21 protein-coding genes are annotated in these 21,116 nt (G+C 68.2%); 18 read left to right on the top strand and 3 right to left on the bottom strand.

All coding sequences use genetic code 11. The features are described 5' to 3' along the window. The first annotated feature begins 27 nt into the window (after positions 1-27). The 7 genes from ACQCSY_RS02555 (at position 28) to ACQCSY_RS02525 (ending at position 8,391) form a co-directional block, all read left to right on the top strand. Positions 28-1,047, top strand: coding sequence for a bifunctional riboflavin kinase/FAD synthetase (locus ACQCSY_RS02555; protein ID WP_427132921.1), 1,020 nt, complete (start codon positions 28-30; stop codon positions 1,045-1,047). Positions 1,048-1,138: 91 nt separating this feature from the next. Then, complete coding sequence (gene kynA / locus ACQCSY_RS02550; protein WP_427132919.1) at positions 1,139-1,993, top strand: tryptophan 2,3-dioxygenase; 855 nt, start codon at positions 1,139-1,141, stop codon at positions 1,991-1,993. Next, on the top strand, positions 1,990-3,264 hold the full coding sequence (gene kynU, locus ACQCSY_RS02545; protein WP_427132917.1) for a kynureninase: 1,275 nt from the start codon (positions 1,990-1,992) through the stop codon (positions 3,262-3,264). The genes kynA and kynU overlap by 4 nt, the downstream gene beginning before the upstream one ends. Before the next feature lie 242 nt (positions 3,265-3,506). Beyond that, positions 3,507-3,776 carry a 30S ribosomal protein S15 gene (rpsO, locus tag ACQCSY_RS02540; protein WP_136323410.1) on the top strand — a complete coding sequence of 90 codons (270 nt, stop codon included), beginning with the start codon at positions 3,507-3,509 and terminating at the stop codon, positions 3,774-3,776. 245 nt (positions 3,777-4,021) lie between these two features. Next, positions 4,022-6,286 (top strand): polyribonucleotide nucleotidyltransferase, encoded by a 2,265-nt coding sequence (locus ACQCSY_RS02535; protein WP_427135627.1) that lies wholly within the window; start codon positions 4,022-4,024, stop codon positions 6,284-6,286. A gap of 170 nt (positions 6,287-6,456) precedes the next feature. Further along, the gene (locus ACQCSY_RS02530) at positions 6,457-7,812 is read left to right on the top strand and encodes a M16 family metallopeptidase (protein ID WP_427132915.1); all 1,356 of its coding nucleotides are present in this window, start codon (positions 6,457-6,459) and stop codon (positions 7,810-7,812) included. 93 nt (positions 7,813-7,905) lie between these two features. Further along, positions 7,906-8,391: a DUF1579 domain-containing protein gene (locus tag ACQCSY_RS02525; protein WP_427132913.1), complete on the top strand. Its 486-nt coding sequence runs from the start codon at positions 7,906-7,908 to the stop codon at positions 8,389-8,391. A 51-nt stretch (positions 8,392-8,442) separates the two neighbouring features. Here ACQCSY_RS02525 and ACQCSY_RS02520 read toward each other — a convergent pair whose 3' ends face one another. Together ACQCSY_RS02520 and moaA are read right to left on the bottom strand one after the other, a co-directional pair. Beyond that, on the bottom strand, positions 8,443-8,709 hold the full coding sequence (locus ACQCSY_RS02520) for a MoaD/ThiS family protein (RefSeq protein ID WP_427132911.1): 267 nt from the start codon (positions 8,707-8,709) through the stop codon (positions 8,443-8,445). Positions 8,710-8,715: 6 nt separating this feature from the next. Continuing rightward, positions 8,716-9,855 carry a GTP 3',8-cyclase MoaA gene (moaA, locus tag ACQCSY_RS02515; protein ID WP_427132910.1) on the bottom strand — a complete coding sequence of 380 codons (1,140 nt, stop codon included), beginning with the start codon at positions 9,853-9,855 and terminating at the stop codon, positions 8,716-8,718. Between the two features lie 129 nt (positions 9,856-9,984). On the opposite strand from moaA, the gene ACQCSY_RS02510 reads away from it, so the two are divergent. The 7 genes from ACQCSY_RS02510 (at position 9,985) to ACQCSY_RS02480 (ending at position 15,618) form a co-directional block, all read left to right on the top strand. Next, positions 9,985-11,562 carry a molybdopterin-dependent oxidoreductase gene (locus ACQCSY_RS02510; RefSeq protein WP_427132908.1) on the top strand — a complete coding sequence of 526 codons (1,578 nt, stop codon included), beginning with the start codon at positions 9,985-9,987 and terminating at the stop codon, positions 11,560-11,562. 27 nt (positions 11,563-11,589) lie between these two features. Next, positions 11,590-12,813, top strand: coding sequence for a molybdopterin molybdotransferase MoeA (locus ACQCSY_RS02505; protein ID WP_427132906.1), 1,224 nt, complete (start codon positions 11,590-11,592; stop codon positions 12,811-12,813). After that, on the top strand, positions 12,801-13,319 hold the full coding sequence (moaC, locus tag ACQCSY_RS02500; protein ID WP_427132904.1) for a cyclic pyranopterin monophosphate synthase MoaC: 519 nt from the start codon (positions 12,801-12,803) through the stop codon (positions 13,317-13,319). Before ACQCSY_RS02505 ends, moaC begins: the two co-directional genes overlap by 13 nt. Then, positions 13,316-13,828, top strand: a complete 513-nt coding sequence (locus ACQCSY_RS02495) for a MogA/MoaB family molybdenum cofactor biosynthesis protein (protein WP_427132903.1) — start codon at positions 13,316-13,318, stop codon at positions 13,826-13,828. Before moaC ends, ACQCSY_RS02495 begins: the two co-directional genes overlap by 4 nt. Next, entirely contained in the window at positions 13,818-14,279 is a 462-nt protein-coding gene (locus ACQCSY_RS02490) for a molybdenum cofactor biosynthesis protein MoaE (RefSeq protein WP_427132901.1), read from the top strand. The genes ACQCSY_RS02495 and ACQCSY_RS02490 overlap by 11 nt, the downstream gene beginning before the upstream one ends. 83 nt (positions 14,280-14,362) lie before the next feature. Further along, on the top strand, positions 14,363-15,121 hold the full coding sequence (gene dapB / locus ACQCSY_RS02485; RefSeq protein WP_427132899.1) for a 4-hydroxy-tetrahydrodipicolinate reductase: 759 nt from the start codon (positions 14,363-14,365) through the stop codon (positions 15,119-15,121). A gap of 5 nt (positions 15,122-15,126) precedes the next feature. Continuing rightward, positions 15,127-15,618 (top strand): hypothetical protein, encoded by a 492-nt coding sequence (locus tag ACQCSY_RS02480; protein WP_427132897.1) that lies wholly within the window; start codon positions 15,127-15,129, stop codon positions 15,616-15,618. On the opposite strand, the gene ACQCSY_RS02475 is transcribed toward ACQCSY_RS02480, so the two are convergent. Continuing rightward, positions 15,615-16,904, bottom strand: a complete 1,290-nt coding sequence (locus ACQCSY_RS02475) for a heparan-alpha-glucosaminide N-acetyltransferase domain-containing protein (protein ID WP_427132895.1) — start codon at positions 16,902-16,904, stop codon at positions 15,615-15,617. The genes ACQCSY_RS02480 and ACQCSY_RS02475 overlap by 4 nt on opposite strands. Positions 16,905-16,998: 94 nt before the next feature. Between ACQCSY_RS02475 and ACQCSY_RS02470 the strand changes: the two genes are divergently transcribed. The 4 genes from ACQCSY_RS02470 to ACQCSY_RS02455 all read left to right on the top strand — a co-directional run bounded on the left by ACQCSY_RS02470 (position 16,999) and on the right by ACQCSY_RS02455 (position 20,881). Continuing rightward, a complete protein-coding gene (locus tag ACQCSY_RS02470) occupies positions 16,999-17,358 on the top strand; it encodes a hypothetical protein (protein WP_427132894.1) in 360 nt (119 codons plus the stop codon). Positions 17,359-17,382: 24 nt separating this feature from the next. Continuing rightward, positions 17,383-18,141 (top strand): carbon-nitrogen hydrolase family protein, encoded by a 759-nt coding sequence (locus tag ACQCSY_RS02465; RefSeq protein WP_427132892.1) that lies wholly within the window; start codon positions 17,383-17,385, stop codon positions 18,139-18,141. A 79-nt stretch (positions 18,142-18,220) separates the two neighbouring features. After that, positions 18,221-19,129, top strand: coding sequence for a 4-hydroxy-tetrahydrodipicolinate synthase (dapA, locus tag ACQCSY_RS02460; RefSeq protein ID WP_427132890.1), 909 nt, complete (start codon positions 18,221-18,223; stop codon positions 19,127-19,129). 60 nt (positions 19,130-19,189) lie between these two features. After that, positions 19,190-20,881 (top strand): ribonuclease J, encoded by a 1,692-nt coding sequence (locus ACQCSY_RS02455; protein ID WP_427132888.1) that lies wholly within the window; start codon positions 19,190-19,192, stop codon positions 20,879-20,881. Positions 20,882-21,116: the final 235 nt, after the last annotated feature.

The following is a 21,116-nucleotide window of genomic DNA, read 5'->3' as shown; positions in this document are numbered from 1 at the left end:
CATGGCAGGTAGCAAAAGGCGAGGTTGATGGTCCACATCTGGAACGATCCGTCCGAAGTCCCGGCGGACTTTGGTCCTTCCGTTGTCACTTTCGGCAACTTCGACGGCGTGCACCGCGGCCACCAGCAGGTGCTCTCGCAGCTCATCCGCACCGCCCGCCTGAACCACGCCCGCGCCGTCGCGATCACCTTTGATCCACACCCCGCGCAGGTGCACCGTCCGGAATCAGCCCCTGAATTGATCATGGGACTGGAGGACAAGCTGGTGGCCCTCGGCGAGCTCGGCCTCGACGCCGTGCTGGTGATGAAGTACTCCCTGGAACTCGCCAGCCTCACACCCGAAGAATTCGTGGCCACCGTCCTGGTCGGCAGCCTCAAGGCCAGCCACGTGGTGATCGGCCACGACGCCCGCTTCGGTCGCGGCAATTCCGGCGATCTCTCCACCATGCAGGAACTGGGGAAGAAGCTCGGCTTCGAGGTGCTGGTCATCAGCGAGTTCGGGTCTGAAGGCTTCCCGCTGCACGGTGATCTTCACGATCACCTGCACGGTGACCCGCACGACGACGGCGACGCTGACCGCCGCTGCTCCTCCACCTGGGTACGTGAGGCCTTGCGCGAGGGCGACGTCGCCACCGCCGCTGCGGTGCTGGGCCGCCCGCACCGGATGCGCGGAGAAGTCGTGCACGGCGCCGCGCGCGGCCGTGACCTCGGCTTCCCCACTGCCAACCTTGCATCCAAGGCGAGCGGGTACATCCCCGCGGACGGCATCTACGCCGGCTGGCTCGTGGACCAGGCGGGCACCCGCTGGCCCGCCGCCATCTCCGTGGGCTCCAACCCCACTTTCGACGGCGTCAGCCGGCAGGTCGAGGCCCATGTGATCGACCGGCCGGAAGAATCCGCTGACGACTTCGATCTGTACGGCCAGACTGTAGTGGTGGAATTTGTCTCCAGGCTCCGAGGCATGGTGGCGTACCGTGGGCCTGAGGCGTTGGTTGTCCAGATGGGCCTGGACGTGGTCCAGGCCCACGACATCCTGTTCGCCCGCTGATTCGCGGGACGATCCGGGTTTTTCGATTCGGGGTCAACCGCACCCTGATCCGCGGGTTGATTCACAGCCATTTGGCAAGGAAGGCAAGACTGTGACCATTGAGAAAAACACGAGGGAGCTGGACAGCGATATCGTCCGCGACTTCAGTTCCCGGATGAGCTACGCGTCCTACCTGCAGTTGCCCACCCTGCTCAGTGCCCAGCAACCCGTCAGCACACCGGAGCACCACGACGAGATGCTGTTCATCATCCAGCACCAGACCACGGAGCTGTGGCTGAAGCTGGTGCTGCACGAGCTCCGCAGTGCCGCCGCCTGGCTGCGCTCCGATGACCTCGGCTCCGCCCTGAAGGCGATCGCCCGGGTCAAGCACATCCAGAAGACGCTGACCGAGCAGTGGTCCGTGCTGGCCACCCTCACCCCCACCGAGTACTCGCAGTTCCGCGGCTTCCTGGGCAACTCCTCCGGGTTCCAGTCCAGCCAGTACCGCGCGGTCGAGTTCCTCCTCGGCAACAAGAACGCCAAGATGCTCCCGGTATTCGAATCCGACCCCGAGGCCCACGAGATGCTGCGCCAGCTTCTCGAAGCGCCGAGTATCTACGACGACTTCCTCGCCTACCTCAAGCGCCAGGGCTTCGACGTCCCCGCGTCCCTGCTGGAGCGCGACGTCACCAAGGCGCACGAGTTCTGCCCGGAACTGGTCCCCGTGTTCAAGTACATCTACGAAAACGCCGCCGACCACTGGGGCGCCTACGAGGCCTGCGAGGAACTCGTGGACCTTGAGGACAACTTCCAGCTGTGGCGCTTCCGGCACCTGCGCACCGTGCAGCGCACCATCGGCATGAAGGCAGGCACCGGCGGCTCCAGCGGCGCCGCGTTCCTCCAGAAGGCCCTGGAGCTGACCTTCTTCCCGGAGCTCTTCGCCGTGCGGACGGAGATCGGCCAGTGAGCGGCGCCGGGACCACGGACACCGTAACGACGGGCACTGGAAACACAGACACCCTCTGGCAGCGCGCCCTCGAACTGGACGCCGCCGATCCACTGGCCGCCTACCGGGAGCGTTTCATCGGAACGGACACGGAGCTGTCCTACCTCGACGGAAACTCCCTGGGCCGCCCGCTCAAGCGCACCGTCGCTGACATCAGCAGCTTCATCCAGGACAACTGGGGCGGCCGGCTGATCCGGGGCTGGGACGAGGAATGGCTGGAACTGCCGCAGGCCATCGGCGACCAGCTCGGCCGCGCCGTCATCGGTGCCGCGCCCGGCCAGACCATCATTGCCGACTCCACCACCGTGGTGCTCTACAAGCTGATCCGCGCCGCGCTGGCCGCCGTGACGGACCCCGCACGGACCGAAATCGTGCTGGACACGGATAATTTCCCGACGGACCGCTATCTCATCGAGGGCATCGCCCGCGAGGAGGGCCTGACGCTGCGCTGGATCGACGCCGATCCCGCCTCCGGGGTGACCATCGACCAGGTGCGGGCCGCCACCGGGCCGGCCACCGCCGTCGTGGTCCTCAGCCAGATCGCCTACCGCTCCGGCTTCCTCGCGGACCTGCCGGGGATCACTGCCGCGGTGCACGACGCCGGCGCGCTGGCGGTATGGGACCTGTGCCATTCCGCCGGGTCGGTGGAAATCGCGCTCGACGACGCCGACGTCGACTTCGCGGCAGGCTGCACCTACAAATACCTGAACGGGGGACCGGGATCGCCCGCGTTCGCCTACGTGAACGCCAGGCACCTGCCCGGCCTGCAGCAGCCGATCTGGGGCTGGATGGGCCGCAAGGACTCCTTCGAAATGGCGCCCGGCTATGAGGCCGCCGCCGGCATCCGAGGATTCCTCAGCGGCACCCCGGCAATCTTCGGCATGCTCGCCATGCGCGGCACGCTGGACCTGCTCGAGGAAGCGGGGATGGCCGCGGTCCGGGAGAAGTCGCTGCTGATGACCGCGTTCGCCGTCGAGCTCCACGACGCCTGGCTCGCACCGGCGGGCGTCGAGCTCGCGACGCCGCGGGATCCGGAGCTGCGCGGCAGCCACATCACCGTGGACCATCCGGCCTTCCGCGAAATGACCGCCGCCCTGTGGGAAAAGGACGTCATCCCGGACTTCCGTGCCCCGCAGGGCATCCGGATCGGCCTGTCGCCGCTGAGCACCTCCTTCGCCGAGCTGTACCGCGGCGTGGCCGCAATCCGGGAACTGCTCGGGCGCGCCGCCTAGCTCGGTTGTTCCGACGCGCTGTACCGTCGCGTTGATCCGCGGGGCTGCTCCGCCGCTGATCCGCCGCTGTTTCGACAAGATTGGGGACGTGCCGGTAAACTTGGCGATGGTTCCGGCTGCAGTCCGTGGCGGCTGGTTCTTGTTGGGTATTGGACGCCTTGTCTTTTGGAGGGGCCCCGGTACCGGCACCCCCGGCAGTGAGTTACTGTTTCGGGCCTCACGGCACATCTCTAGGAGTTATCGTGGCACTTGAAGCCGCTGTAAAGCAGTCCATCATCAAGGATTTCGCAACGTCCGAGGGCGACACCGGTTCACCGGAGGTCCAGGTTGCAGTCCTGACTCAGCGGATCAAGGATCTCACTGAGCACATGAAGGAGCACAAGCACGACTACCACACCCAGCGCGGTCTGCTGGCCATGGTTGGTCGTCGCAAGCGTATGCTCACCTACCTCAAGAACACTGACATCACCCGCTACCGTGCGCTCATCGAGCGTCTCGGCCTGCGCCGCTAGTCAGCTTTAAGGGGCGGCCCTTCCGGAACGGAAAGGGCCGCCTTCTTCAGGAAAAAACTAAACAGGAGGATCAACCGCATCACGCATTCGCGGTCCTCGGTAGTGATTCCCGGGAACGGCTTCAAGGACTGAAGCCCCGCCCGTGGGTCTCGATCGATGACCGGGTGCAGTGCAGGCCAGTAGACAGATGCTGGACTGGGTTGATGCGGCTGGACTCCGTGAACCATGAAACGGAGGTGACTCTCTTGGAGGGTCCCGAAATCCAGTTCTCAGAAGCAGTCATTGACAATGGCCGCTTCGGCAAGCGTGTAATCCGCTTTGAAACAGGCCGTCTTGCCAAGCAGGCAGCCGGCGCAGCAATGGTCTACATCGATGAAGAGACCGCACTGCTGTCCGCAACCACCGCCGGCAAGCACCCGCGCGAAGGCTTCGACTTCTTCCCGCTGACGGTCGACGTCGAAGAGCGCATGTACGCCGCCGGCCGCATCCCGGGCTCATTCTTCCGCCGCGAAGGCCGCCCGTCCACGGAAGCCATCCTGGCCTGCCGCCTCATGGACCGCCCGCTGCGTCCGGCCTTCGTCAAGGGCCTGCGCAACGAGGTCCAGATCGTCGTCACCGTGCTTTCCATCAACCCGGACGAGCTTTACGACGTGGTCGCGATCAACGCTTCCTCCATGTCCACCCAGCTTTCCGGCCTGCCCTTCTCCGGCCCGATCGGCGGCGTCCGCGTTGCCCTCGTCGCCGACGAGCAGGGTTCGCAGTGGGTTGCCTTCCCGAAGCACTCCCAGCTCGAGAACGCCGTGTTCAACATGGTCGTAGCCGGTCGCATCGCAGGTGACGACGTCGCCATCATGATGGTCGAAGCCGAAGCCACCGACAACTCCTGGAACCTGATCAAGGAACAGGGCGCCACCGCCCCGACCGAAGAGGTTGTTTCCGAAGGCCTCGAGGCTGCCAAGCCGTTTATCAAGGCCCTGTGCGAGGCCCAGTCGGACCTGGCCGCCCGCGCAGCCAAGCCGACTGTCGAGTTCCCGGTCTTCCTGGACTACCAGGACGACGTCTACGCCGCTGTTGAGTCCGCTGCCGCCGAGAAGCTGGCCGCTGTCTTCCAGATCGCCGACAAGCAGGAACGCGACACCGCCTCCGACGAGCTCAAGGACGAAGTCACCGCTTCGCTGGCGGGCCAGTTCGAAGGCCGCGAGAAGGAGCTGTCCGCAGCATTCCGCTCGGTCACCAAGCAGGTTGTGCGCCAGCGCATCCTGAAGGACCAGATCCGCATCGACGGCCGCGGCCTGACGGACATCCGCCAGCTCACCGCCGAGGTCGAGGTTCTGCCCCGCGTCCACGGCTCGGCCATCTTCGAACGCGGCGAGACCCAGATCATGGGTGTCACCACGCTGAACATGCTCAAGATGGAACAGCAGATCGATTCGCTGTCTCCCGTGACGCGCAAGCGCTACATGCACAACTACAACTTCCCGCCGTACTCCACCGGCGAGACCGGCCGCGTCGGTTCCCCGAAGCGCCGCGAAATCGGCCACGGCGCCCTCGCAGAGCGCGCCATCATGCCGGTGCTGCCGTCCCGCGAGGAATTCCCCTACGCGATCCGCCAGGTGTCTGAGGCTCTCAGCTCCAACGGTTCGACGTCGATGGGTTCCGTCTGCGCCTCCACGCTGTCCCTGCTCAACGCAGGCGTGCCGCTGAAGGCCGCCGTCGCCGGTATCGCCATGGGCCTGGTCTCCGACCAGGTTGACGGCCAGACCCGCTACGCCGCCCTGACCGACATCCTCGGCGCCGAAGATGCCTTCGGCGACATGGACTTCAAGGTCGCCGGTACCTCCGAGTTCGTCACGGCCATCCAGCTGGACACCAAGCTCGACGGCATCCCGGCCTCGGTCCTGGCAGCTGCCCTGAAGCAGGCCCGCGAAGCCCGCCTGCACATCCTGGACGTGCTGAACTCCGCGATCGACACCCCGGATGAGCTCTCCGAGTTCGCGCCGCGCGTCATCGCGGTCAAGATCCCGGTTGACAAGATCGGCGAGGTCATCGGGCCGAAGGGCAAGATGATCAACCAGATCCAGGAAGACACCGGCGCCGACATCTCGATCGAAGACGACGGCACGGTCTACATTGGCGCCACGAACGGCCCGTCTGCCGACGCAGCACGGTCCGCGATCAACGCCATCGCCAACCCGCAGATTCCGGAAATCGGCGAGCGCTACCTGGGCACGGTCGTCAAGACCACCACCTTCGGCGCCTTCGTTTCCCTCACCCCGGGCAAGGACGGCCTGCTGCACATCTCCGAGCTGCGCAAGATCGCCGGCGGCAAGCGCGTGGACAACGTCGACGACGTCGTCTCCGTGGGCCAGAAGATCCAGGTGGAAATCACCAAGATCGATGACCGCGGCAAGCTCTCCCTGTCTCCCGTTGTGGCTGACGAGGAAGGCGCAGGCGACACCGAGCGCGTTCACGCCTCGGCTCCTGCAGAGGGCGCTGACTTCTCCGAGTAGTCCGCACAAGCAACACGGCGGCGGGACCGGTGGATCACTCCACCGGTCCCGCCGCCGTTAAGCCGCCGCCGTGAAGCCGCCGTCGTCAGGACCGCGGGGGAGTGGGCCGCTGATACGATTGCAGGCAGATTTGACGCGTTTTTATTTGACGGTTTTACTGAAAGGCCTTGATGACTGTCGTCCCCCTGCCGCTTGAGCAGAACCAGCACGCCGACACCCTGATCCACGGAGCCGACGGCGGATCCGAGGTGCGCCGCTCGGTCCTGCCCGGCGGTGTCCGCGTGCTGACCGAGGCCATGCCGGGACAGCGCTCGGCAACCATCGGCTTCTGGGTGGCGGTGGGCTCGCGCGACGAGGCACCCGGACAGCACGGCTCTACGCACTTCCTGGAGCACCTGCTGTTCAAGGGCACCAAGCGCCGCACCGCCCTGGAGATCGCCTCGGCGTTCGACGAGGTCGGCGGGGAATCAAACGCGGCCACAGCGAAGGAAAGCACCTGCTACTTCGCCCGCGTGCTGGACACCGACCTTCCCATGGCGATCGACGTCATTGCCGACATGATCACCGGCGCCGTCCTGGATCCGCAGGAGATGGAGCAGGAACGCGACGTCATCCTCGAGGAGATCGCGATGGACAGCGACGACCCCACCGACGTCGCGCATGAGCACTTTGTCGCCGCCGTGCTGGGGGCCCACCCCCTCGGCCGCCCGATCGGCGGCACGCCGGACGCCATCCGCGCCGTCGCCCGGGACTCCGTCTGGGACCACTACCGGCGCTACTACCGGCCGGACGAGCTTGTCATCACCGCAGCCGGGGGACTGGACCACGACGTCGTCTGCGGGCTCGTGGTGGACGCCCTCCACTCCGCCGGCTGGAGCCTTGAACCCGCCGCCGCCCCGGTGCAGCGGCGCTCCACCGAGCGTGCGGACATCACCGGCACCGCGGGCCTCCATGTGGTCAAGCGTCCGGTCGAGCAGGCCAACATCATCATGGGCTGCCCCTCGCTGGTCGCCACCGACGGCCGCCGCTTTGTCATGAGCGTGCTGAACGCGGTCCTCGGCGGCGGCATGTCCTCGCGGCTGTTCCAGGAAGTCCGGGAGAAGCGCGGGCTGGTCTATTCGACCTACTCCTTCGCGTCCTCCTACGCCGACGCCGGCTACTTCGGCATGTACGCCGGCTGCACGCCGTCGAAAGTCCGGCAGGTCATTGATCTGCTCGGCGCCGAACTAGACAAGCTCGGAGACGACGGCATCTCCGACGACGAGCTCCGCAAAGCCGTCGGGCAGCTCTGCGGTGGTATCGTGCTGGCCCTCGAGGACACCGGATCCCGGATGTCCAGGCTGGGCCGCGCCGAGCTGGTGTCCGGCGAATACCAGGACATTGACGAGACCCTGCGGCTGATCAAGGCCGTGACCGCGGCCGAGGTCCAGGAGCTGGCCCGCGAACTCGCGGCCGCCCCGCGCACAGTCACCGTCGTCGGCCCCTTCGAGGAAACCGAGACCTTCGGGCTCCAGGGCACTCTGTAGCGCCGGTGTTTACCATGCCGGTCTTTACAGCGCCGGCAGCCCGGCGTGATGATGGTGGCGGGGTCACTCGGGAGGACCCCCTGGAAGGAAAACATGGACCGGCCGCTGCCAGGCAGTGCGTACGAGGCACTTGAGGCTTTCCTGGGGCGTTGGACCGGCACCACGCAGTGGGAGGCCACGCCGTGGGGACCGGCGCGGACGGCAGCGGTGGAGGTGATGTTCTCCCGGGCCGCCGCCGGCCTGGCCGTCACCCAGAGCTACCGCCACACGGACGCTGACGGGACCCGCTCCGAGGGACACGGTGTCTTCACCATGGACCGGGACCACCCTGACACCCTGTGGTACCACGTCAACAGCATGGGGCTGCCGCCCGAGGCGCCCGCGCGTGCCAGCTGGCACGACGGCACGCTGACCGTGGAGCGGAGCAGCGACCGCGGCACGGCCCGGCACACCTTCCGGGTGGACGACGGCGTGCTGACGCACACCGCAGGGCTCCGCCTCGGCAAGGCGAGCGTGTTCACCCCGTTCATGACTTCGGTCTGCCGGCGCGTCCCCGAGAGCGCCGTCGTCCCCGTGTGACGGCCGGTGCCAGGGACCGTCCGATGAAGGTGCCCGGTGCTTAGCCGCCGGCTAGCCGCCGGCGAACGGCGGCAGCACGTCGACGACGTCGCCCGGCACCAGCGCCGATGAATCGCTCCGCACCGCGACTTCGTTGAGCAGGAAGCTGGACCGGGCGAGGATGCGGGCGAGCGGCGGCGTCCCGGCCGGGGGTTCCGGCCGCTCGACGGCGAGGATGGCGGCCAGGAGCGAGGCGACGGTGGCGCCGGCGGCCAGTTCGAAGCTTTCTTCCTCCACACCGGCGGCAGCGCGCGCGGCAGCGAAGTAACGTACGTGCACGGGAAATCAGCCTCCGATGGCGCTCATGCTGCGGTCCGGCTGGACAAAGTCCGGGGCGTCGAGTCCCACGTGGTCCATGCCGTGGGCCTTGGGTTTGATCCACATGGCGTCCTGCCAGCGTTCGGCGAGCTGCTCGTCGCTGGCGCCCTCGCGCAGCAGCCCCAGCAGGTCCACTTCTTCACGGGAGAACAGGCAGCTCATGATCTTGCCCTCGGCCGTGATGCGGGTGCGGCGGCAGTCCGAGCAGAACGGCTCGGTGACGGAGGCGATGATGCCCACGGTTCCCAGCACGGGACCGGCGGCCTCGGCCGTGCCCGGCACCCGGCGCCGGACCTCGAAGCGTTCCGCCGGGGCGCCGTCGCGGGCCCGGGGATCGGTACTGAGCACGTAGTCGGCGGAAAGCAACTCACGGATCTCGGCGGCCGTGATCATGTTCCGGCGGGTCCAGCCGTGGTCCGCGTCGAGCGGCATCTGCTCGATGAAGCGCAGCTCATAACCGCGGTCCAGCGCCCAGGCCAGCAGGGCCGGTGACTCGGCGTCGTTGATCCCGCGCATCAGCACGGCGTTGAGCTTCACCGGGCCCAAGCCGGCGGCCCAGGCGGCGTCCACGCCGGCCAGGACCTTGTTCAAGAAGGGGCGCCGGGTCAGCTTGGCGAACGTTTCCTCGTGCAAGGAATCCAGCGACACGTTGATGCGCGAAAGCCCCGCGGCCTTCAGCCCGGCGGCCTTCTTGTCCAGGCCGACGGCGTTGGTGGTCATGGAAATGGGCAGCTCAGGGTGGGCCTGGCGGAGCGCGGCGATGATGTCCAGCAGATCGGCCCGGACCAGCGGTTCGCCGCCGGTCAGCCGCAGCTCACGCACGCCCAGCATATCGACGCCGATCCGCACGATCCGCACGATTTCCTCTGCCGACATGACGGCCTGTTTGGCCAGCCACTCCAGGCCTTCAGCCGGCATGCAGTAGGTGCAGCGCAGATTGCACTTGTCGGTCAGGGAGAGCCGCATGTCCGTGGCGCGGCGGCCGTAGCGGTCCACGAGCCCGGCAGGCATACCGGCCGGGCGCCCGGACAGCTCTGGTGCCCCGGAAGTGCCCGCGCCGGGGCTGCCTTCCTCGCGGGGCTGGGGCATGCCCTGTTGAACTGTCATAAAATCAGGCTACGCCACCTCGGGCAAGCATCACGCCTGCGGAGCCAGGGAATCTTACGGATTACGTACGGATGCCCAACCCGGCCCGTGAAGCGTGCCGCGCCAGGGTCCCGAACCTATGCTGGAAGAGTGAACATCACCCAGACTGCCCCGGTAACAGCGGCGAGCGACAACCGGCGCCGTTCCTGGTGGGCTGCGGCCGCCGGGGTGGTGGCCGTCGGGACCGCGGTGGTGCTGGGCGAACTCGCCGCCGGGCTGGTGAGCCCTGCGGTTTCGCCCGTGACGGCCGTCGGCGGCGCCGTGATCGACATCGTCCCGCCCGGCGTCAAGGATTGGGTCATCTCGGTGTTTGGCACGGCGGACAAACTGGCTCTGCTGGGCGGCATGGCGCTGGTCATCGCCGCTCTGGCCGCCATGACCGGAGTCCTTGAATTCCGGCGCCGCTTCGCCGGGGTGGCCGTCATCGCGGTCTTCGGCGTGGTGGGCCTCGGGGCCGTGCTGGGCCGGGCCGAGCTGACCGCAAACGCCGTTCCCGTCCCGTTGCTCGCCGCGCTGGTGGGCATGGTGCTGCTGCGCTGGCTGAACCGGCGGCTGGGGGAGTGGCCGCCAGGCCCGGGACAGCCCGACGGAGCCGCACCCGGCCGGCGCCGGTTCCTGCAGACGCTCGGCGGAACGGCCGCCGTCGCCGCCGTCGGCGGGGTGCTCGCCTCCACGCTCAGGGGTGCGGCCGCCGCCGTCAGCGAGGTGCGCAGCAAACTGCGTCTCCCCGCGGCCGCATCGCCCGCGCCACCCATCCCGGCCGGCGCCGAGATCCGGCTGGACGGCCTCGGGCCGCTCCTCACCCCCAACAAGGACTTCTACCGGATCGACACCGCGCTGCGCGTCCCGGTGGTGGATCCGGAGCAGTGGACCCTGAAGGTTACCGGCCTGGTGGAGCGAGAGGTCAAGTTGGACTTCGCCACGCTCCTCGCCAAACCCCTGACGGAACGGCACGTGACCATTGCCTGCGTCTCCAACGAGGTGGGTGGGGACCTGATCGGCAACGCCCGCTGGCTAGGCTGGCCGGTCCGGGAACTGCTCGCCATGGCCGGTCCGAAACCCGGGGCGGACATGGTCCTGTCCCGCTCCACGGACGGCTGGACGGCGGGCACCCCGCTGGACGTCCTCATGGACACGCGGGACGCGCTGCTGGCCGTGGGAATGAACGGCGAGCCGCTGCCGCTGGAACACGGATTCCCCGTCCGGCTGATCGTGCCGGGGCTGTACGGCTATGTCTCGGCGACCAAGTGGGTCACGGAGCTGAAGGTGACCCGCTTCGCGGACGACGTCGGCTACTGGACCCCCCGGGGCTGGACCGAGCGCGGGCCCATCAAGACCTCCTCCCGCATCGACGTGCCCCGCGCCGGGCGCAGCGTGACGGCAGGGTCGGTGGCGTTCGGCGGCGTCGCCTGGGCCCAGCACACGGGGATCGGCAAAGTGGAACTGCGGGTCAACCGCGGCGCCTGGCAGGAAGCGGAACTGGCGCCCGGAATATCGAAGGACACGTGGTACCAGTGGAAGCTGGCACTGCCGCTGACACCAGGACAGTACGAGATCCAGGTCCGCGCCACGGACCTCGCCGGCGTTCCGCAGGTGGAGGACCGCGCCCCGGTGGCGCCCAGCGGGGCCACCGGGTACCACACCGTTAGAGTTGACGTGAAGTCCTAGCGAGCCGAGCCAAAGGTCAGAAAAACCATGCACCGCACCGAAACAAGGCATGTCACCGTGGAAGCGCACCGCGACAAGGTGCGCGGGCTCTTGGCCCCGCTGCGCACTGCGGACAGGATTGAACGGCTCCCGCTGCTCGCGGCCCTGGGCCGGGGGCTCGCGGCCGACATCCTGGCACCACTGGATCTGCCCCCGTTTGCGAACTCCCAGATGGACGGGTTCGCGATCCGTAGCGCTGACGTGCCCGACGGCGGCACGGAACTGAGCGTCGTCGCGCCCGTCCCGGCCGGTGCCGCACCGTTGGACCTGGCCCCCGGCACGGCTGCGCCGATCATGACCGGCGCCATGATGCCGGCCGGAGCAGACGCCGTCGTGCCGATTGAACAGGCAGTCCCTGATTCCTTTCCCGTGCCCGGGGCGCCGGCGACCGTCCGCCTCCCCGCTGCCGCCGCAGGAGACTTTGTCCGGAACGCCGGGAGCGACATCCGTGCCGGCGAGTTGGCGCTCGCCGCCGGAACGTTCCTGGGCCCCGGGCAGCTGGGGTTGCTGGCCGCCCTGGGATTCACCGAGGTTCCCGTCCATCCTGTCCTGCGGATCCTGCTGGTCACCACCGGCGACGAAGTCGTGGAACCGGGCGGCCAGCTGGGGGCCGGCAAGATCTACGATTCCAACGGCACGCTGCTCGAGTCCTCGATGCGCCAGGCGGGCCTTCAGGTCACGAGGACCGGCATCTCCACGGACCGGCCGGAAGAGCTCGCCGGCCTGCTGCGCCGGCATGCCCCGGCCGTGGACCTGGTCGTCACCACCGGCGGCGTCAGCAAGGGCGCCTACGAGGTGGTCCGGCAGGCGATGGACGGACACGACGTCGAGTTCACCGGCGTCGCGATGCAGCCGGGCGGCCCGCAGGGGATCGGCAGCTTCGACGGCGTCCCCGTGCTGGGCTTTCCGGGGAACCCGGTGAGCTGCCTGGTGTCCTTCGAGATGTTCCTGCGCCCCGTCCTCTCGGAGCTCTTCGGCTCGCCCGCGCCACGGCCTGTGGTGCGGGCCCGGCTCGCCGAGCCGCTCGCGTCCCCGCAGGGCAAACACCAGGTCCGGCGCGGGACGCTGACTCCGGACGGTACCGTCCGGCTGGAAGGCGGCGCCGGCTCGCACCTGGTCAGCGCCCTGGCCCACTCCAACGCCCTGATCCACGTGCCCGAAGGGACAGAGGCGCTCGCCGCGGGCGCCGAGGTGGAAGTATGGATACTGTGAACGAAGCAGAAAACGCCGAAACAACAATCGCCGAAGCGAAAACAGGCCTGACCCACCTCCGCCAGGACGGCACGGCCCAAATGGTGGATGTATCCAACAAGGCAGAGACGACGCGGGAGGCCACAGCCACCGCCACCGTCAACAGCACGGCCGAGGTCCTGGCCCTCCTGGGGGCGGGAGACCTGCCCAAGGGGGACGCGCTGGCTGTCGCCCGCGTCGCCGGCATCATGGCCGCCAAGAAAACACCGGAGCTGATTCCGTTGTGCCACCCGCTGCCGATCACCAAGGTCACCATCGACTTTGAGCTCGACACCGAGAGGGTCACTGTCTTCGCCACCGTCAAGACCCGAGGCGTCACCGGAGTCGAGATGGAAGCGCTGACCGCAGCGTCCGTCGCGGCGCTCAGCGTCTACGACATGATCAAGGCCGTGGACAAGCACGCGGTCCTGACCGACATCAAGGTGCTGGCCAAAAGCGGCGGCAAGAGTGGGGACTGGACACTGTGAGCTTGCCCGAACCCCACCGCCACGGCGAAGCCACCGGCCGGAAAGCCGGCGTCGTGATTGCCTCCACCCGCGCTGCGGCCGGCATTTACGACGACCTCACCGGCCCGGTCATCATCGACTGGCTCACCGAACACGGCTTCGAACCGTTTCCCGCCCTGGTGGTCCCGGACGGCGAGCCCGTCGGCGCCGCGCTCCGCGCGCTCCTGACCCAGCAGCCGGCCGTCATCATCACCAGCGGCGGCACGGGCCTGAGTCCCACTGACGCGACGCCGGAACAGACCCTGCCCCTGCTGGACCGGGAAATCCCGGGCATCATGGAGGGCATCCGGCGGGCCGGAACCGCCAAGACGCCGATGGCCATGCTCAGCCGGGGCCACGCCGGGGCGGCCGGCCAGACGTTCATCATCAATCTTCCCGGATCCCCCAAGGGCGTCATGGACGGCCTGGGCGTCCTGGATCCCATCCTCGGACACCTCTGCGACCAGCTGGAAGGCAGCCATGGGCATTGAATCAGGATTCCAAGTAGTGCACGCGGTGCTGAGCGCGGAGCCCATCTCCGTGGACCAGGCCATCGCCGCGGTCGAGTCGGACACCGCCGGGGCCGTCGTCAGCTTCAGCGGCGTCGTCCGGAACCACGACGGCGGCAAGCCGGTGGAGCGGCTCAGCTACAGCGCGCACCCGACGGCGCACCAGGTGATGGCCGACGTCGTCGCGGCCCTGGTGGCCGAGCAGACTGCGGCCGGCGAGCCAGGCCTGCCGGTGCGGATCTGGGCGGCCCACCGGATCGGCATGCTGGAGATCGGCGACCCTGCCCTGGTCTGTGCGGTCTCGGCGGCGCACCGCGGCCAGGCCTTCGAGGTCTGCTCGGAACTCGTGGACCGCATCAAGGCCCGGGTTCCGATCTGGAAGGAACAGTTCTTTGCCGACGGCACGGTGGAGTGGGTGGGCGCGGGCGGGTAGCTGCGGGCCGATCCCCCGGCGCGGGCGGGTAGCCCAAGCCCCCGGTTCCGGAAGGCACCAGCCCCGGCGGTAGGGTTGATGGCATGACCGAACAACTCGCAGTCGCCGTGCTGGGCGCGAACGGGCGCATGGGCGCCGAGGCGGTGAAGGCTGTAGAAGCCGCCGCGGACCTTAAGCTCGTCGCGGCCCTCGGCCGAACCGATTCCCTGGACACCCTCGTCGACGCCGGCGCCCGGATCGTGGTGGACCTGACGGTCCCCGAAAGCACCGAAGCCAACGTCCGCTTCGCCGTCGAGCACGGCATGCACGCCGTCGTCGGCACCACCGGCTGGGACGCGGACCGGCTGGCACGGCTCGAGGAGCTCCTCGCCGCGCAACCCGGCGTCGGCGTCCTCATTGCCCCGAACTTCGCCCTCGGCTCGGTCCTCGCCTCCGCCTTCGCGGCCAAGGCCTCCAGATACTTCGAATCGGTCGAAATCATCGAACTGCACCACCCGGACAAGGTGGACGCCCCCTCGGGAACGGCCGTGCGCACGGCCCAGCTGATCTCGGCCGAGCGTGCCGCCGCCGGAGTGGCTGCCAGCCCGGACGCCACCACCACCGGACGCCCAGGCGCGCGCGGCTGCGACGTCGACGGCGTCCGGGTCCACAGCGTCCGCCTCCGCGGCCTCGTGGCGCACCAGGAGGTCCTGCTGGGCGGGCCGGGGGAGCAGCTGACCTTCCGCCACGACTCCTTTGACCGCGCCTCCTTCATGCCCGGCGTGCTGCTGGGCGTCCGCAACGTCGCCGCGAAGCCGGGCCTCACCGTAGGCCTGGACGGCTACATGGACCTGGGACTCTGACCGCCATGGCCAATGTGCTGACCACCCTGAAATCCAACCGCACCAAGATCTGGGTCGGCGCGGTCACCCTGCTGCTGGTCTTCTACCTGGTGGTGTCCTTCCAGCGTTCGGTGCTCTTGATGTCCGACGCCAACCTGGTGGCGAAGGCGATCGGCGTGGCCTACCTGCTGCTGCCGCTCATCGGGGCCTGGGCCCTCATCCGGGAACTGCTGTTCGGCGCCCGCACCGAGCGGCTGGCGAAGATCCTGGAAGCCGAGGGCGGCCTGCCCGAGGACACCCTGCCGCGCACGCCCGCAGGGCGGATCATCCGCGAGGCTGCGGACCTCGAATTCGAAAAGTACCGTGCCGAGGCGGAAGCAGCCCCGGAGGACTGGCGTTCGTGGTTCCGGCTGAGCTGTGCCTACGACGCCGCCGGCGACCGCAAGCGGGCCCGCGCCTCGATGCGCGACGCCGTGCGGCTGTTCCGCGCCGGAGCGAAGGGAACCCCGGCCGCTTAGCGGATGCGGGCGGGCTGGTACCGGCCCAGCCGGTTGGCGGCGTGGGCCACCCATTCCAGCGGCCCGCGCCAGGCCAGCGCCGCGAAGATCCCGCCGATCACCACCATGGCGGCGGCCTGCACCCAGTACACGCCCTCCACCGTCCAGCCGGCCGGCAGCGGCCGCCCGTGCAGGGCTGCCATGACGCACAGGTGCGCCGTGTAGAGGCTCAGGGTCATGGCCCCGATGCCCCGCAGCGGGAGCAGCAGATCGAGCTCCACCCACTCGCCGAGCCGGCCCAGCAGGAGGCAGGCGCCGACGACGGCGGCCGCGACCCCCGAGGTGTGCAGGAGATCCAGCGTGGTGCCCGCGTGCGGGGAGCTTGTGGCCAGCCACCACAAGGAGCCCGACTGCTCGATGCCGGTAAGGTTGACCTGCAGCAGGCTGTCCAGGGGGTAGGCCGGATCGGCCAGCTGTGCCTGCAGCGCTTCCCTGCCGCCCCAGTCCTCCATCATGATCACGCCCAGCCACTTGGCGAGGACCGCAACCACCGTGCCGCCCGCCAGCAGCAGGGCCGGCACCGCCGCTGTCGAGGGCGCCAGCCGACCGATTGCCAGCCGTCCGACTGCGAGCCGTCCGATTGCGAGCCCGACCAGCAGGTACGCGATCCACTGGAAAACGGGGTAGTAGCCGGTCAAGAAGAGGTCGCCGAGCAGCCGTGCCGGGGCGGACAGGTCATCCCAGCCGGGGTTGTGTCCCAGCTGCAGGGGCGGCGTGGCGGACAGGAGCCAGGGCCGCAGCAGGTAGGCGAGGACGGGGGCGACCAGTATCCAGGCGGCTGCAAGCCCCAGCAGGTGTTTCGCGCCGAGTCCGACGAACGGCAGGACACAGAGGAACAGCACGGCGTAGTGGACCAGGATGATGGCGATGTTGACCTCCAGCCCGCCGAGGGAGAGCCCGACGGCGCCCACCACTAGCGCCCGGAAGGCGATGCCACGGCGGGCCGCCCAGAGCCCGGACCCCTCGAGCGGCTGCTGTTTCCCCGTGGATAACGCCAGTCCGACGCCGGCCAGCACGGCGAAAAGCGCCGAGGCCCGGCCGGAGAACGCCAGCCCGACCCAGGTGGGCGCGAGCTGCGGATCGGATCCGAAGGTGGGGAGCACATGCGTCGCCATCATGGCCAGCAGCGCCAGCCCGCGGGCGGCATCGATACCGGCCAGCCGTACGCCGGCCGTTTTGCCCTCTTTTCTGCCCTTGGGCCTGCCCTTGACGTTCCGGGAAGCAGTAGCGATTCCGCGCGGGGTCATCGACCGATCGTCTCATATCCGGCCGGGCGGCATCGTCAATCCCGGGGTGCGCACAGGCCTTGTATTCGAATATATGTTCGAATAATATGGGTCAATGAACAACAACCCAGAGCCTGCTTTCCAGCTTCCCGGCGTCGGCCTTTCCCGCGGCGGGTCCGGCGTGCTCAAGGCCATGAGCCCGGGCGTCGTGGACTTCCTCTTCCGGCAGTTGGTTGCCGGGGAGCCGGCGGAGGATGTCCAGTGGCACCGGGAAGGCACGGCGCTCTCCGTGCAGCCGCCCGGCGCCGAACTTGCCCGCCGGCTCGCCGAGACCGATCTCGACGCGCTCACGCCCACCGAGCTGTTCCACTACGTGCGCGCCGCTCAGCGGCTCGCCGCCTGGTCCGAAGCCCTGCGCGAGGCCGCCGTCGGCCGCTATTGCTCGGCACCCTCGGGCGGCGCCGCCCCGGCATGACCCTGAACTGCCTAGGATGGCAGGGTGACCACCGCGCTGACGCTCTCCGCCATCCAGTACGAGGCCCTCGACGGCGGACTTGCCGCCAATGTGCCCGAACACATCCGCCTGATTGAGGACGCCGAGTCCCACGGCGCCAGGCTCGTGGTCTTCCCGGAACTCTCGCTCACCGGCTATCGGCTGGAGCTGCTGGGGGACCCGGAACAGTGGGTGAGCGCAGCTGACGGGCGGCTGGACGGCATCCGGGAGATCTGCCGGCGCACCGGAATCACCGCGGTCATCGGCGCCGCCTTCAAGGAGGACGACGGCACACCGCGGCTGGCCTCGCTCGCGGTCCACCCGGCAGGCGACATCGAGCCCGGCTTCAAGACGAGGCTCCACGGTCCGGAGAAGCAACTCTTCACCGCCGGCAGCCGCGCCGCCGTCCTGGAACTTGACGGCTGGAAGATCGCCCTGGCCGTCTGCTTCGACGCGGCCCACCCGGACCACGCCGGCGGGGCGGCGGAAGCGGGCGCGGACATCTACGCCGTCTCGGCCCTCTATACGGCCGGGGAAGACCACCGGCTGGCCCTGCACCTCGGCGCCCGCGCCATGGACAACCGGATGTTCGGTGTGCTGGCGAACCTTGGCGGCACCACCCCGCTCGGGCCGTCCTGCGGTCTGAGCGGCTTCTGGGGTCCGGACGGGCTCACCATCCGCCGGGCGGCCGGGACCGGGACGGAAGTGCTGACCGCAACCCTGCAGCATAGCGCCCTTGAACGCTACCGGTCCGCCGCAACGTGACGCCCGGACGGTCGAGTTTGACATTCATCACGTCGCCGCCATTGTCCTAACATGCCGGAGACAGGGTAACGTTTTTCATATGGCTGACTCTGACATTCGCTCTTACACGTTCGGGACCCTCGCGACCGCCATGGTCACGCCCTTCACCACCGACGGTGAGGTGGACTACAAGCAGTCCGCGGAGCTGGCCAGCAAGCTCGTCGACGACGGCAATGACGCCCTCGTTATCTCCGGCACCACGGGGGAGACCTCCACGCTGGAAGACGACGAAAAAGAGAAGCTTTTCCGCGTGATCGTCGAGGCCATCGGGGACCGCGCCAAGGTCATCGCCGGCACCGGCACCAACCACACCTCGCACTCGATCGAGATGGCCAAGCGCGCTGCCAAGGCAGGGGCCCACGGCCAGCTGATCGTGACCCCGTACTACAACAAGCCGAGCCAGGCCGGCATCCAGGCCCACATCGAGGCCGTGGCCGACGCCGCGGACCTTCCCGTCATGGTCTACGACATCCCCGGCCGCGCCTGCGTCCCCATCCTGCCCGAAACAATGATCCGGCTGGCGGACCACCCTCGGATCGTTGCGCTCAAGGACGCCAAGGCGGACTTCGCCGCGGTCACGCGGGTGCTGGCGAACACGGACCTCGATGTCTACTCCGGCGACGACGGCCTGACGCTTCCGTGGATGGCCGCCGGCGCCGTCGGCCTGGTCAGCGTCTCCGCGCACGTGGCCACGCGACAGTTCCGCGCCATGATCGATGCCGCACTTGCAGGCGATTTTGCCACCGCCCGCACCATACATTTCGAACTGGACCCCGTGGTCCGCGCAGTGATGACCCATATTCAGGGTGCTGTAGCTGCCAAGCAGGTTCTTAAGTGGCAGGGAGTCCTGCCCAACTCGGTTGTCCGTTTGCCCCTCGTGGAGCCGGGCGAGGCCGAGATCGCAACCATCCGCGAGGATTTGGCGGAAGCGGGACTGATCTTCTCCTGATCGGGTGTTTTTCCCGATCGGCAAAGGCCAGTCCAGCTCCCGCCTGGAAAGTAGTGCACTATGACCCAAACCGCCCTTCCCGGCCTTGTTACGCCGCCCAAACTCCCGAAAGACACCCTGCGGATTGTGCCGCTCGGCGGCCTGGGGGAGATCGGCCGCAACATGACGGTCTTCGAAATCGACGGCAAGCTGCTCATCGTCGACTGCGGCGTCCTCTTCCCGGAGGAAACCCAGCCCGGCGTCGACCTGATCCTGCCCGATTTCTCCTACATTGAGAACCGGCTTCAGGACATCGTCGCCGTCGTCCTCACCCACGGCCACGAGGACCACATCGGCGCCGTCCCCTACCTGCTGCGCCTGCGCGCCGACATTCCCCTGGTCGGTTCGCAGCTGACGCTGGCCCTCATCGAGGCCAAGCTGCAGGAACACCGGATCAAACCGCTGACGCTCACCGTCACCGAGGGCCAGGTCGAGAAGTTCGGCCCCTTCGAATGCGAGTTCGTGGCCGTCAACCACTCCATCCCCGACGCCCTGGCCGTGTTCATCCGCACCTCCGGCGGCACCGTCCTGCACACCGGCGACTTCAAGATGGACCAGCTGCCGCTGGACGGCCGGATCACCGACCTCCGCCACTTCGCCAAGCTGGGCGAAGAAGGCGTGGACCTGTTCATGTCGGACTCCACGAACGCCGATGTCCCCGGCTTCACCACCGCCGAGAAGGAAATCGGCCCCACCCTGGACCGGTTGTTCGGGCAGGCCTCCAAGCGCCTCATCGTGGCCTCCTTCTCCTCCCACGTGCACCGCGTCCAGCAGGTCCTCGACGCCGCCGCCAACCACAACCGCAAGGTTGCCTTCGTCGGCCGCTCCATGGTCCGCAACATGGCCATCGCCGCGAAACTTGGCTACCTGGACGTGCCCGCCGGCATCCTGGTCGACATCAAGAACATCGACAACCTGCCGGATAACCGCGTGGTGCTGATGTCCACCGGTTCCCAGGGCGAGCCGATGGCGGCCCTGTCCCGCATGGCCAACGGCGACCACCGCGTCGTCGTCGGCCAGGGCGACACCGTCATTCTCGCCTCGAGCCTGATCCCGGGCAACGAGAACGCCGTCTTCCGGATCATCAACGGCCTGCTGAAGCTGGGCGCGGACGTCATCCACAAGGGCAACGCCAAGGTCCACGTCTCCGGCCACGCCGCGGCGGGGGAGTTGCTGTACTGCTACAACATCCTCGAGCCGCTCAACGCTATGCCGGTGCACGGCGAAACCCGCCACCTGATCGCCAACGGCAAGATTGCCCTGGAGTCCGGCGTGCCCGAGGAGAGCATCCTCCTGGCGGACAACGGCACCGTGATCGACCTTCGGGACCACCAGGCCGACGTCGTGGGCCAGGTTGAGGTGGGATTCGTGTACGTCGACGGGTCAAGCGTCGGCGAAATCACCGACGCCGACCTCAAGGACCGCCAGGTCCTCGGCGACGAAGGCTTCATTTCCATCATCACGGTCATCCACCGCGCCACCGGCAAGGTCGTCTCCGGGCCCGAGATCCACGCCCGGGGCGTTGCCGAGGACGATTCCGTCTTCGATGAAATCATCCCCAAGATCAACGCGGCGCTTGAAGAAGCTGTGCTCAACCGCACGGACCACACCACGCACCAGCTGCAGCAGGTTGTCCGCCGCGTGGTGGGCACCTGGGTCAACCGCAGGCTGCGCCGCAAGCCGATGATCATTCCGGTGGTCCTGGAGGCCTAAGCACCCTGGCAAGTGCTGAGCGTGCACTGACGTGTGCCGACATCGTGCCTTGACATCCTGTACAGGAACGGCCTTCCCGGCCCGCCCGCAGCCTTCCGGCGGCGGCAGGCCGGGAGGGCCGTTTTCGTCGTTCCCGGGGCCCGTATCCCGCCCGCATCCCGGGAAAGCCCGCAGCCCCGTCGGATGCAACATGGTTCACGGATCCCCGGAAATTCGGGGTTTTCGGTCGCGCTTC

The sequence above is a fragment of the Pseudarthrobacter sp. S9 genome, assembly GCF_050156545.1.
Lineage (GTDB): Bacteria > Actinomycetota > Actinomycetes > Actinomycetales > Micrococcaceae > Arthrobacter.
Note: the sequence above shows the minus strand (reverse complement) of the source record. Positions and strands in the feature narration are given on the sequence as shown.